Genomic DNA, 13,232 nt, shown 5'->3' with positions numbered 1-13,232 from the left:
CTCGCGCGGCGGTTACCGGCCGCCGCGCACCGGCATCGCGTTGACCGGAACGATCGGCGCGTCGCGCAGGTACTCGGGCAGGTCCTGCCCGGTCTCGCCGTTGATCTGGTACATGCGACGCTGCATCCACGCATCGCGCACGAGCGCGTAGTCGTCCTGCACGCCTTCGCGCAGCGCGTCGGTCGACATCAGCTGCGCGCGCAGGTCGACCAGCTGCAGGCCCTGCAGCGGAATGCGCACCTTGTCCTCTTCCATGCCGCGCATCGGCGACAGCGGCGCGTCGCCGACCATGCCGACGATGTCGCGCACGGTGCGCGGGCCGAAGAACGGAAGTTCGAAGTAACGCGAACGCTTCCAACCCCAGACACCGAGCGTCTGCCCGAAGTCCTCGTTGCCGTTCTCGAGCTTGGCGTCGGTCGCCGGATCGAACACACCGCCGATGCCGAGCGTCGAATTCATGACGAACCGGCCGAGCGCGTGCGCGGCGAGCTTGGGCTTGCCCTGCAGCAGCGCATTGACCGCGGTGATCGGCTGGCCGAGGTTGCTGAAGAAATTGCTGACGCCGCTGCGTAGCGGGCGCGGCACCACGGCGACGTAGGCTTTCGCGAGCGGATGCGCGGCGTACTTGTCGACCGCGTTGTTGAGCCGATGCATCTTCCGGTTGTAGGGCTCCCACGGGTCCCAGATCACGCCGGCAGACCCGCGGCCGACGTTGGTGCCGCCCGTGGGGCCGTACAGCGTGTCGAAGTCGCCTTCGGCAGCGGTGGCATCCGGCGTCGGGGACTGCGTTGCGTCGGTCGGCGGCGGCGTGCCCGCAGTGGTCGGCTCGTTGGTCGGCAGCGCTTCGGCGCTGTCGGCGGGAACGCTGGACGTCGCGGTGTCGGCGGGCGGCGGCGGCGTCGTCATGTCCTGCGCCGGTTCGGTCGGCGGCGTCGACGCATCGCTCGATGCATCGCGCGCCGTCGTCGACGCTTCCGCAGGTGGCGTATCCGCCACCGGCGCAGCGTTTTCAGCCGGTGTCGGCGTCGCGTCCTGCGCCCATGCGGGCGAGGTCGCGGCGATCAGTGCGAGGACGAGCAGCGACCGGGCCGGGACACCCGGGCGACGGGCGCGGCGTGGGGCGGCGGTAGGGGTCATGCGGGCATTTTAGCGGGGACGGCGGGACGGGCGATCCGTCAGGCGCCGAAACCCAGCGATCCATCGAGGCGATAGGCGGCGCGCAGCTCGGCGAGGCCGGCCGGTTCGCCGTTAACGGCAAGCCCGCCAGCGGCGAGTTCGGCCAGCATCGCGAGGCCCGCGCTGTCGACCGCATCGACGCCGGTGACGTCGATGCGCGTGGCGCCGGCACGCAGCGGCTGTACGGCGCGCCACGTCGAAGCGACGGCCGCCCGGTCGAGGCGGCCGTCCAGGTGCAGCACGTCGCCGTCGCGGCGGACGCGCGCGGTCGTCACTGCTTGGCCTTCGCCTGCAGCTTGCCCGCCTTGAGATCGGCGGCGACCTGCGCGATCGAGGCATGCGAGAGCGGGCCGTCGAACTGGCTGCGGAAGGTCTGCACGAAGCTCACGCCTTCGACCAGCACGTCGAACACCTTCCACTGGCCGTTGACCTGGTGCATCAGGTAGTCGACCGGAAATCGGCTCGCCGCCGGAGCGCAGCATCTGCGTCGACACGCGCGTGGCGAGGCCGTTGCCGATCGGTGTCTCCGACTTCACCTTCACCGTCAGGCGCGTGTTGAAGTCGAGCAGCGACGAGCCGTAGCGCTGCATCAGGTTCTCGCTGAGCGCGTCGGCGAACGTCGCGACGTCGGCATCCGACGCGCCACGGCCGTGCGCGCCCAGCACCAGGCGCGCCGCGTAGTTGCGGTCGAACATCTGGTTGAACTCGCTCGAAACGAACTGCTTGAGTGCGGTGCGGTTCTTGGCGAACTCGGCGCGGCGCGTTTCCAGCGTGTTGAGCATGCGCGTGCTGTTCTCGAGCACGAGGCGGGACGGCGTGCCGGCCTGCTGCGAGGCGGCGGGCGCTGCGGCCGAAGCCATGGCGACAGGCGCGACGAACGCGGCGGCGAGCAGGACGGACAATGCGGTGCGCTTCATGACTTACTCCTTGGGTGCGGCATCCGCGCCGCTATCGCTTGCGGCATCGGACTTGCCGGCGCCACTGAACATGTACTTGCCGACGAGCTGCATCAGGTCGACGGCAGGTTGCGTGAGGTAGAGCTCGTCGCCGGCTTTCAGCGGCGTGGGATCGCCGCCCGGCGTCAGGCCGATGTAGCTTTCGCCGAGCAGCCCGTTGGTAAAGATGCCGGCGGCGGTATCGGACGGCAGCTGCTTGTACTTCCCCTCGATCGCCAGCGTCACGATGGAGTCGTATTTAACCGGGTCGAGCTGAATATCGGCCACCTGCCCGACCATCACGCCGCCGATCTTTACCGGCGCGTTAGGCCGTAGCGCGCCGATGTTGGTGAAGCGCGCCTTGATCGCGTACGTATCGCCGCGGCCGCCCCAGTGGCCGTTGGTCGACGCGATCGCGAGCACCAGCAGCGTCGCGAGTGCGAGCAGCAGGAAGGCGCCGACGGCGAATTCGATTCGTGGACTGCGCATTGGACGGGTTCCCAGCGTTACTTGGCGCGCTTCGCGCCGGATTCAAGGGTAAGAGTCGCGATACCGCCACCCCGATGAAGAGTCCGCACATGGATGTGCGGGTTTTTGCGCGGGACGCGCATCACCGGAAAAGCAGCGCCGACAGCACGAAGTTGAACATCAGCACCAGCAGCGAGGCATTGACCACCGCACGCGTGGTCGCGAGCGACGTGCCTTCGATGGTCGGCTCGGCGTGGTAGCCGACGAACGCGGCCACCCAAGCCGACAGCGCGCCGAACACCGCGGCTTTTTCCAGCGCGACGAGGAAGTCGTCGTGGAAGTCGACCGCGTCGCGCATCACCTGCCAGAACGGGCCGGCCTCCAGGCCGATCACGTGCACGGCTTCGAGATAACTGGCGAGGATGCCGGCCGCGCAGAAGAAGCCGGTCAGCAGCGGCACGCTCAGCACCGCCGCCCAGAAGCGCGGCGCGACCGCCTTGCCGACCGGGTCGATGCCCATCAGGCCGAGCGCGGTGATCTGGTCGGTCGCGCGCATCAGGCCGAGTTCGGCGGCGATGGAGCTGCCGGCGCGGCCGATGAACAGCAGCGCGGTGAGCACCGGCGCCAGCTCGCGATACATGCCGAGGCCGAGCAGCGCGCTGACCTGGTTGGCGGCGCCGTAGGTGGTCAGCGCCTTGTAGCCGAGCAGCGTCAGCGACAGGCCGACGAAGGCGCCGCCGACCGAAATGATCGGCAGCGAGCGCGCGCCGATCTTGTAGATCTCGCGCACCAGTTCGCGCAGGAAGTCGCCGGTCGGGCGGCTCGCGCGCAGCACCGAGAGCGAGAACATGCCGGCCTGGCCGAGCGTGCGGATCGTCGTCGCGAACATCAGGCGGCGGCTCCCGCCGCGCGCGGCGCGGCATCGAAGGCGATCGGGCCGTCCGGCGCGCCGCGCAGGAACTGCTGCACGAAAGGGTCGTCGGACTGTTCGAGTTCGGACGGGGTGCCCGAGAACACGATGCGCCCGTTGGCGATGACCAGCGCGCGGTCCGCGACCGGCAGCGTCTCGTGCACGTGGTGGGTGACGACGATCGAGGTCAGCCCGAGCGTGTCGTTGAGGCGACGCACCAGCGACATGACGACGCCCGATGCGATCGGGTCGAGCCCGGTCAGCGGTTCGTCGTAGATCATCAGCGGCGGGTCGAGCGCGAGCGCGCGCGCCAGTGCGACGCGGCGCGCCATGCCGCCGGAGAGCTCGCGCGGGTAGGCATCGACCGCCGCACGCAGGCCGACCGCATGCAGCTTCATTTCGACCAGGCGACGGATCACCGCGTCCGGAAGATCGGTATGCGTGCGCAGCGGCAGCGCGACGTTCTCGGCGACGGTGAGGTCGGTCAGCAGGCCGTTGCCCTGCAGCATCACGCCGATGCCGCGTCGCAGTTCCAGCAGCGCGCGGCTGGCGCGCGGCATGGATTGGCCGAGGACTTCAACGGTACCGGCCGCCGGCGCGAGCTCGCCGGTCAGCGCCGACAGCAGCGTCGACTTGCCGCAGCCCGACGGGCCGAGCACGGCCACGACTTCGCCCGGCAGAACCTCAAGGTTCACGTCGTGCAGGATCGTGCGGTCGCCGCGCGCGAGGCGCAGCCCACGCAGGGCAACGATGGGCGAAGGTTGGGTCATGGGGTCGGTCACGTGCACGCGCACGAAGGCGGCGCGAAGGCTACGGGCGCGCGGCTGAACAGGCCGGGAGTGCGCGCATTGTCGCAGGGCAGCCGGCGGCGCACCAATCGCGGCTGCAACGGCGTGTGTCGCGAGGATCGACGCCGAATCTCCCGTACGTCGGAGATTCGCGACGCTCGCGCTCGTTCCGATACATCTCGCCGTGTCGTGAGCCGCGCATCTCACCGGCTGCGACGTCCTGCGGCAAGATGGCCGGATGGCTGCCGCCACCGATTTCCGCCTGTACCACTCGAATTCTCTGGAAATCCTGGCCGGTCTGATGGCCGAGGAGCTCCGGCGGCCGAGGGCCGGGCAGGCGTTGCTGGCGCCGGACATCGTGGTCATCCCGCAGCCGTCCATGCGCCGCTGGCTGCAGGCCACGCTGGCGCAGGCGCACGGCATCGCGGCGAACATCGTTTTCCTCACGCCCGGCGAGCTGGTCGCGCAGGTGCTCGACGCGAATGTCGACGGCCGCGCCGACGATCTCGACGCCGAGGCCATGCGCTGGCGCCTGCTCGCGCTGCTGCAGGACGAGCGCGCGATGCGCGACCCGGTGCTGCGTCCGCTGCGCACCTACCTGACACCCGACGCCGGCGACGCCGATCCGCTCAAGGCATGGTCGCTGGCCGGTGCGCTGGCCAATACCTTCGAGAAGTACCAGGCGTGGCGCCGCGACTGGCTGCTCGCCTGGGACGCGGGGCAGGCGCCGCGCGATCCGCAGGCCGTGCTGTGGCGACGCCTCGGCGCCGACCGCCCGCATCGCGCGCGTCGCATCCAGCGCTATCTCGAACGCTTCGGCGCCGACGCGACGGAAGCTCCCGCCGGCCTGCCGCCACGCCTGTTCGTGTTCGCCACGCTCAACGTCTCGCCCGACACGCTGCGCGTGATCGCGAGCGCAGCGCGCGTCGGCCCGCTGCACTTCTACCTGCCGTCGCCGGTCGCCGCGTACTGGGGCGACGTGCGCACGCTGCCGCATCGTCTGGAACTCGGCGACGAAGCCGCGTTCGGCGACGTACTCGACGTCGAGGACAACCCGCTGCTGCAGGCCTGGGGCGCGTCCGGCCGCGACTTCATGGCGGTGCTCGGCGGCTACGAGATCGTGCATCCGGATTTCGACCTCGTCGCATACGCCGACCCCGAATCCGATGCGCACCTCGACCTGTCGAACGAAACGCTGCTGCAACGATTGAAGCGCGACCTTCTGCATCGCCGCCCGCCGCCGGCGACACCGTGGCGCGACACCCTCGATCGCGACGACGCCAGCCTCCAGGTGCATGCCGCACCGACACGCCTCCGCGAAGTGCAGGTGCTGCACGATCAGTTGCGCGCGCTGCTCGAAGATCCGCGCTTCGATCCGCCGTTGCAGCCACGCGACATCGCGGTGCTCGCGCCCGACATCGATCCCTATCTGCCGTACGTCGAAGCGGTGTTCGGCGGCGTGCACGGGCGCACCGATTTCATTCCCTACACCGTTGCCGACGCGAGCCCGCTGGCGAGCGAACCGCTGGCCGAAGTCTTCTCGCGCCTGCTCGCGTTGCCGGTGTCGCGCCTCGGCCTCAACGAAGTGCTGGATCTGCTGGCGACGCCGGCAATCGCGCAGCACGCAGGGCTGGAACCCGCGTCGTTCGATCGCCTGCACGACTGGCTGCAGGCCGCGGGCGCGCGCTGGGGCCTCGACGGCGCGCATCGCGCACGCCACGGCGCACCGGACGATGCGATCTACACCTGGCAGTTCGCGCTCGATCGCCTGCTGATCGGTCACGCGACGGGATCCGACGCGATGCTCGGCGACGTCGCCGGCTGGCCGGAACTCGAAGGTGGCGACCTCGCCGCGCTCGACACGCTGATCGGCCTGATTCGCGTGCTGACACGCTACGAGCGCGTGCTGTCGAATGCGATGCCGCCCGAACAATGGCGCGAACGCTTGCTGGCGTTGCTCGCGGCCGTGTTCCCCGAACGCCCGCGCGATGTCGCGGACGAACGCGCGCTCGATCGCCTGCGCACGCTCATCGATGAATTCGCCGACGCCGGGCGCCGCGCCGCGTTCACCGCGCCGCTCGAACCCGACGTTGTGCGTGCGCACTTCGACGCGAAGCTCGCCGAGCCCGACACGCGTGCGCCGCTGATGAACGGCGGCGTCAGCTTCGGCCGCATGGTGCCGATGCGCCTGCTGCCGTTCCGCGCGATCTGCATCCTCGGCCTCAACGATGGCGAGTTTCCGCGCAGCGATCCCGGCGGCGGCCTCGACCAGCGCCTGCGCGAACTCGACGGCCCGAATCGCCGCCGCGGCGATCGTTCGGTGCGCGACGACGACCGTTTCATGTTCCTGCAACTGCTCGCGTCGGCGAACGACGTTTTCTACCTGAGCTATCTCGGCGCCGATCCACACGACGGCAGCGTGCGCGAGCCGTCGGTGCTGGTGAACGAGCTGCTCGACGTCGCCGCCGAATACCACGCCGACCCGGCCGACACCCGCAAGCGCTTCGTCGTGCGCCATCCGCTGCAGCCGTTCTGCGCGGAAGCGTTCGGCGTCGACGGCGACGCGATCGAACCGCGACGTTTCAGCTATCGTGGCGAATGGCAGCAGGCCGCGCGCACCGCGCCGCAGCGTCGACGTGAAGCGCCGCCATGGGTCACCGCGCCGCTGCCGCCGCCGGATCCGCCGACCCGCGAAGTCGCGCTCGGCGATCTCGCCGGCTTCCTGCGCAGCCCGCCCGATGCCTTCCTGCGCCAGCGTCTGCAACTGCGCCTGCCCGACGCCGGCGCACCGATCATCGACATCGAACCGCTGGTGCTCGAACACCGCAGCGCCGACCGCCTGCGCGATGCGGTGTTCGATGCGCATGTCACCGGACGCACGCAGCAACTTGCTCGACGACTGCGCGCGCAGGGTCTGCTGCCCGCCGGTGTGTTCGGCCAGCGCGTGCTCGACGACGTCGTCGATGAAGTGCGGCCGTTCGCGGAGCTGTTCACCGGCTGGCACGAATCGACCGTTGCCGATGAGTTCGGTTTCGATCTCGACGTCGACGCGGTGCGCCTGCACGGTCGCCTACGCAACGTGCATCCGCATGGGCTTGCGCGACTTCGCTTCGGCGAAGCGAACGGTCCCGCGCAGATCGCACACGGCCTCGACTGGCTGGTCGCCTGCGCGCTCGGTCGTGCAGTGCCGCTGGTGCAGTTCATCGTGCACGACGGCCGCGTCGATGCGATCGAACGCAAACCCGTCGATCCCGCGCAGGCGCGCAACATCCTCGCGATGCTGCTGAAGCTGCGTGCCGAAGGATTGACCGAACCGCTGCCGTTCGGCGCGTATGCCGGCTGGCTCTGGTACGACGGTCAGGACGATCGCGCATGGCGCGCCGCGCGCGACCGCTGGCTCGGCCTGCGCCAGTGGGCGGAAGGCGGCACCGCCGCGGCGCAGCTGACCTTGCGCGGCCGCGATCCGTTCGCGGGCGAAGACGGCGCCGCACGCTTCCAGGCGCTCGCGCGTCGCGTGTTCGACGCGGTGCTGCATGCGCGCGCGGAAATCGACGCATGAGCATCGTCGACCTGCCGCCACCGGACATCGACACGCACGACGACGTCGACGCCTTCCTCGACATGCCGCTCACCGGCATCCGCCTGATCGAAGCGAGCGCGGGCACGGGCAAGACGTTCACGCTGGCGACGATCGTGACGCGGCTCATCATCGAGCGCGGCATGCGCGTGAGCCAGATCCTCGCGGTGACGTTCACCGAAGCGGCGACGCAGGAACTGCGCGAGCGCCTGCGTCGACGCCTGCAGCTCGTCGCGCGGGTCGCGTCCGGTGCGGTGAGTCCTGGTGACGACCCGGAAGTCGCGCTGTGCCGTCAACTCGTCGCGCGCCAGCAGCTTGTTGAAGATCCGGTCGTGCTGCGTCGTCGCCTGCAACAGGCCGCGCGCGAGATCGATGCCGCCGCCGTGCACACCATCCACGGCTTCTGCACACGCGTGCTCGCCGACCATGCGCTGGAAACGGGCGAGTCGTTCCATGACGCCGGCGCACCCGGCGACGATCGCGAACTGCTCGCAACCGTCGCGCACGACCTGTGGCGCACCCTCGCAGCCGACAGCGACGCCGCGGACCTGCTCGACACCTGGTGGAGCACGCCGGATGCGCTCGCAGCGGATCTCGGCGAACTGCTGCGTGCGTCGTCGCTGCGTCCCGAGGCTCCGCAGATCGGCGAATCGCCGTTGCCGGCGCTGCACAGCGCCGCCGATGCGTTGCGAAGCGCATGGCGAACCCATGGCGACGATGCCCAGCGCGCAATCAACGCCGCGCTCGCCGGGAAGGCTATCAGCGCCGTCAGCTACAAGGCTCCGACGCTCGCCAACCTCTACGCGGCGCTCGATGCGTGGCGCGACGGCGACGCGACCGCGCACGACAGGATCGAACTGCTGACAACCGCCAAGCTCGTCGCCTGCACCAACAAGGGCAAGGACGCGCAGCGTCCGACGTCGCCGCTGTTCGACATCGCGCAAGCCTATGTCGATGCACGCCGGAACCACGATGACTGGATCGACGCGCGTCGCCTCGCGCTTCTGCACCGTGTGCGCGATGAGGCCGCGCGTCACCTCGCGAAGGCGAAGCGCCAAAACCATGTGCGCAGCTTCGACGATCTCATCGACGGCGTCGCCAACGCACTCGAAGGTCCACGCGGCCGCGCGCTGTGCACGCAACTGCGTCGCCAGTACCACGCCGCCTTGGTCGACGAATTCCAGGACACCGATGCGCGGCAATGGTCGATCTTCCGTCGCGTGTTCGCGGATGACGGTGTCGACGCGCCGCTGCTGCTCGACGACGAGGTGCGCAGCGCGCCGTTCCTCGCGCTGATCGGCGACCCCAAGCAGGCGATCTACCGCTTCCGCGGTGGCGACGTGCATACCTACCTGCGTGCGCGCGACGTCGCGCAGCCGGCACCCTCGCTGCTGCGCAACTTCCGTTCGCGACCCTGCGTCCTGCGTGCGGTGGAACGCATGTACGACAACGCGGGCGCGACGGCGTTCGTCGACCCTCGCATCCGCTTCCATTCCGTCGAAGCCGGCGGGCGTCGCGACGATCGCGCCTGCCTGCGCGATGGCGAACCCGCGGCCGCGCTGACGATCCGTCGCCTGCCGGCCACCGAGGACGGCAAGCCGCTCGACGCGGACACATCGCGCCAACTCGCCACCTACGCCTGCGCCGAGGCCGTGCACGAAACATTGGCGCTCGCCGCGGCCGGGCGCATGAGCATCGACGGTCGCGCCGTCGAGCCGGGCGATATCGCGGTGCTGGTGCGCAAGCACGATGAGGCCGCGCGGATGCAGCGCTCGCTGTCGATGCTCGGCATTCCCGCCGTCACCGCAGGACGCACCAGCCTGTTCGCGACCGTGCAGGCGATGGAACTGCTTGCGGTATTCGACGCGCTGCTCGCACCGGCGGATATCCCGCGACTCAATGCCGCGCTCGCCACCGTTCTGCTCGGTTTTGACGCCACGCGCATCGATGCGCTTTCCCGCGACGACGTCGCCCGTGCGCGCGAACTGCAGCGTGCGATCGGCTGGCGCGAGCGCTGGTTGCGCGCGGGGCCGCTGTCGCTGGTCAACGAACTCTGCGCGCAGAACGCGCCGCGCCTGCTGGAACTGATCGACGGCGAGCGCCGCCTGTCCGACTTCATGCAGCTGGGCGAAGCGCTGCAGGACGCCGCGCAGCGCGCGCTCGGGCCGCAGGGCCTGGTCGACTGGCTGCGCGCGCGCATTGCGAGCGCTGACGATCGCGATCCGGAACAGCAGTTGCGCCTGGAATCCGACGCGCGCCGCGTGCAGGTGATCACCGTGCACAAGAGCAAGGGCCTGGAGTTCCCGCTGGTGTTCCTGCCGTTCGCGGGCATCGGCGGCGCATCGAAGACGCCGCGCTGGTGCAGCGTGCATGACGGCGACACGCGCGTGCTCGACCTGCAGCCGGACGATGCCTGCAAGCAGCGCTGGCGCGAGGACGAGGCCGCCGAGGACGCACGCCTGCTCTACGTCGCGCTGACCCGCGCCGAGCATGGGCTGTGGCTGTGCACCGGCCCGCTGTATGCGCATGCATCGACGCCGCTCGCGCCGATGCTGGCCGATGTCGGTGCGCTCGCCGGTGGCGAGATCGTCATCGACGGTCGTGAGGTCGGATCGGTCGACGCGGCGCCGTTGCGAGCGATCGCGTCGACGCAGGTGCCGCGAGCACGCACCGCCAAACGCGCACTGACGCGCGACTGGTCGATCTATTCCTTCAGTGCGCTCGCACGGCTCGGCAGCGGCACCGTCGAGACACTGCTGCCGCGCGGCGAGCGCGAAGAAGCAACGGACGAACCGCTAGTCACCGCCGCACCGCTCGACGTCGCCGCCGAACTCGTCGCCGCGGCAGCGGATGATCCGCGCTTCGCCGGCACGCGCTTCGGCGACGCAGTACACGCCGCATTCGAGAACGTCGACTTCACCGCTTGGCGCGGCTGGCGCGACGGTCCGCCGCCGGACGGTCAGCAGGATGCGTTGGTCGACGCATTCCGCGCAGAGGGTTATTCGCAGTCGGAGATCGACGATGGCCTGCCGCTGCTCACCGCACTGGTCGGCAACACGTTGACCGTCGCGCTTCCGGAAGGTGCACGACTGTGCGACCTGCCAGACACGTCGCGTCGCGCGGAGATGGAGTTCCACTTCGCGCTCGACCACGTTGGCGTCGACACACTTCTTTCGACAGTGCAGTCGCACGGCCTGCTCAGCGCCCGCGAAGGTTTCGGCGCGCGTCGTGTGCTCGACGGCCTGATGACCGGCAAGATCGACCTCGTCTACGTGCACGACGGCCGCTACTTCGTCCTCGACTACAAGACCAACCGCCTGTCGGACTACATGCCGCCGACACTGGCGCGCGCGATGCACGAAGGCGAATACACGCTGCAGGCCGCGATCTACACGCTCGCACTGCATCGCTGGCTGCGCTTCCGACTCGGCGCTGCGTATGACTACGAGCGCGACATGGGCGGCGTGCGCTACGTGTTCTGTCGCGGTGTCGATGCGCATCGTTCGCCGTCTCCGGGCGTCCACGCCGATCGCCTGCCATCCGCACTGGTCGACGCACTCGACCGCCTGTTCGGAGGCGGCGCATGAGCCTGCTCGACGCCCTGCAGCGCAGCGGTGCGGTGCGCCCGATCGACCTGGCGCTCGCGCATGCCTTGCAACGCATCGACGGTGCGGCGACCGATCCAGTACTTGTTGCTGCGGCACTCGCGTCGTACGCCGTCGCTCAAGGCCATGCGGCGTTCGATCCATACACCGCGCCCGAACTCGTCGAAACGCCCATCGACTGGCCGGACGCGACCTCGTGGGGCAATGCGCTCGCCAGCTGCGCGTGGATCGCACGGCCCGATCGCGACATCGAGAGCGATGCCGCATCGCCGCTGGTGGTCGAGGACGGCCGCATCTACCTGCGCCGCTATCGCGAGTACGAACGTCGATTGGCGATAGCGCTGTCGCGCCTGTGCACCGGCGCGACGCCCGCGATGCATGCGGACGTCGATGCGTTGCATGCGCGTCTGTTCCCCGAACGCGACAGCGGTGACGCGCAGGCGCGCGCGGCATTGCGTGCACTGGAGTCGCCGGTGCTGCTCGTCACCGGCGGTCCCGGCACCGGCAAGACCACGACAATCGCGCGCGTGCTGCTGCTTCTCGCGGCGCAGGCGCGCGGTGACGGCCGCGCACCGCCACGCATCGCGCTCGCTGCACCCACCGGCCGCGCCGCCGACCGCATGGCCGGCAGCGTGCGTCGTATCGCGGACACCCTGCGCAACGAAGGCCTCGACAGCGATCTCTGCGACGCGTTGCCAACCAGCGCCAGCACGCTGCACCGGTTGCTCGGCCTGGTACCGGGACAGACGCGCGCGCGGTTCGACGTCAAGCATCCGTTGAAGGTCGATGTCCTCGTCGTCGACGAAGCGTCGATGGTCGACCTGCCGTTGATGTGTAAGCTCGTCGAAGCACTGCCGCAGGGCGCGCGACTGCTGCTGCTTGGCGATCGCGACCAGCTGCCGTCGGTGGAAGCGGGCGATGTGCTCGCTGCATTGGCGGATGCTGCCGATGCCTCGCCGTCAGCGAACGCGCCGCTTGCCGGACGACGCGCGCATCTCGATCGCGGCTACCGGCAGACCGACGCGCTCGTGCTCGAGCCCGTCGCCGATGCCGTACGTCGCGGCGACGTCGATGCGGCACTGATCGGGCTGCGTTCCGGTGCGCGCGGTGTGCGTTTCCATGAAGACGCGATCGATCCGCTCGCGTCGGATCTTCGCGACGCACTGCTGGCTCCGTGGCGCGAACTGCGCAGCTGCACCGATCCGGCCGATGCGCTCGCACGCGTCAATCGCGTACGCCTGCTCACCGCGCTGCGCGATGGCCCGCAGGGCGCGACGCAGCTCAATGCGCGCATCGAAACCGCGCTTGCGGGAACACAGCGCGATACCTATTTTCCCGGCCGGCTGTTGATGGTCACCGAGAACAGCGCGCGACATGACCTGTTCAATGGCGACGTTGGCGTCTGCCTGCGCGATGTCGACGGCGCGACGCTCGCCTGGTTCGAAGGCGCAGATGGCCTGCGCGCGTTTCCGCCGGGTGCTTTGCCTGCGCACACCGGTGCGTTCGCGATGACCGTGCACAAGGCGCAGGGCTCCGAGTTCGACACCGTCTGGCTGCAACTGCCGGCGGTCGATACGCGCGTGCTGTCGCGTGAGCTGCTCTATACGGGGATCACGCGTGCGCGCAGCGCATTGCACGTGCTTGGGCCGGCGGCGTCGATCGCAACTGCACTGTCGCGACATGCACGTCGCGTATCGGGACTCGCGCGTCGCCTGGGCGCGTAACGCACGCGTGACGTCGCGTTGCAGTGAAGTCGAATGCGCATCGCGTTAA

General features: G+C 69.6%; 8 protein-coding genes and 1 pseudogene. 3 read left to right on the top strand and 6 right to left on the bottom strand.

Annotated features, from left to right (window positions below; translation table 11 throughout):
- Window positions 1-12: 12 nt before the first annotated feature.
- The 6 genes and pseudogenes from ACVWWW_RS00390 to ACVWWW_RS00365 all read right to left on the bottom strand — a co-directional run bounded on the left by ACVWWW_RS00390 (window position 13) and on the right by ACVWWW_RS00365 (window position 4,259).
- Window positions 13-1,137, bottom strand: coding sequence for an MlaA family lipoprotein (locus ACVWWW_RS00390; RefSeq protein WP_051234536.1), 1,125 nt, complete (start codon window positions 1,135-1,137; stop codon window positions 13-15).
- A 38-nt stretch (window positions 1,138-1,175) separates the two neighbouring features.
- Window positions 1,176-1,451 (bottom strand): STAS domain-containing protein, encoded by a 276-nt coding sequence (locus tag ACVWWW_RS00385; protein WP_027081555.1) that lies wholly within the window; start codon window positions 1,449-1,451, stop codon window positions 1,176-1,178.
- Window positions 1,448-2,093: pseudogene (locus tag ACVWWW_RS00380) on the bottom strand (MlaC/ttg2D family ABC transporter substrate-binding protein). The gene ACVWWW_RS00385 and the pseudogene ACVWWW_RS00380 overlap by 4 nt, the downstream one beginning before the upstream one ends.
- Window positions 2,094-2,096: 3 nt before the next feature.
- Window positions 2,097-2,600, bottom strand: coding sequence for an outer membrane lipid asymmetry maintenance protein MlaD (gene mlaD / locus ACVWWW_RS00375; protein WP_027081557.1), 504 nt, complete (start codon window positions 2,598-2,600; stop codon window positions 2,097-2,099).
- Between the two features lie 121 nt (window positions 2,601-2,721).
- Window positions 2,722-3,471, bottom strand: a complete 750-nt coding sequence (locus ACVWWW_RS00370; RefSeq protein ID WP_027081558.1) for an MlaE family lipid ABC transporter permease subunit — start codon at window positions 3,469-3,471, stop codon at window positions 2,722-2,724.
- Entirely contained in the window at window positions 3,468-4,259 is a 792-nt protein-coding gene (locus ACVWWW_RS00365; protein ID WP_027081559.1) for an ATP-binding cassette domain-containing protein, read from the bottom strand. Before ACVWWW_RS00365 ends, ACVWWW_RS00370 begins: the two co-directional genes overlap by 4 nt.
- A 256-nt stretch (window positions 4,260-4,515) precedes the next feature.
- On the opposite strand from ACVWWW_RS00365, the gene recC reads away from it, so the two are divergent.
- Genes recC through recD form a run of 3 tightly spaced genes read left to right on the top strand, consistent with a single transcriptional unit; the run spans window position 4,516 to window position 13,183 of the window.
- Entirely contained in the window at window positions 4,516-7,836 is a 3,321-nt protein-coding gene (recC, locus tag ACVWWW_RS00360; RefSeq protein WP_036140918.1) for an exodeoxyribonuclease V subunit gamma, read from the top strand.
- Window positions 7,833-11,441 carry a UvrD-helicase domain-containing protein gene (locus tag ACVWWW_RS00355; RefSeq protein ID WP_051234538.1) on the top strand — a complete coding sequence of 1,203 codons (3,609 nt, stop codon included), beginning with the start codon at window positions 7,833-7,835 and terminating at the stop codon, window positions 11,439-11,441. Before recC ends, ACVWWW_RS00355 begins: the two co-directional genes overlap by 4 nt.
- Window positions 11,438-13,183 carry an exodeoxyribonuclease V subunit alpha gene (gene recD / locus ACVWWW_RS00350; protein ID WP_036140920.1) on the top strand — a complete coding sequence of 582 codons (1,746 nt, stop codon included), beginning with the start codon at window positions 11,438-11,440 and terminating at the stop codon, window positions 13,181-13,183. Before ACVWWW_RS00355 ends, recD begins: the two co-directional genes overlap by 4 nt.
- The last annotated feature ends 49 nt before the right edge of the window (window positions 13,184-13,232 follow it).

Source organism: Lysobacter sp. HA18 (assembly GCF_054057595.1).
The sequence above is the reverse complement of the archived record's forward strand: the minus strand, read 5'-3'. Positions and strand labels throughout refer to the sequence as shown.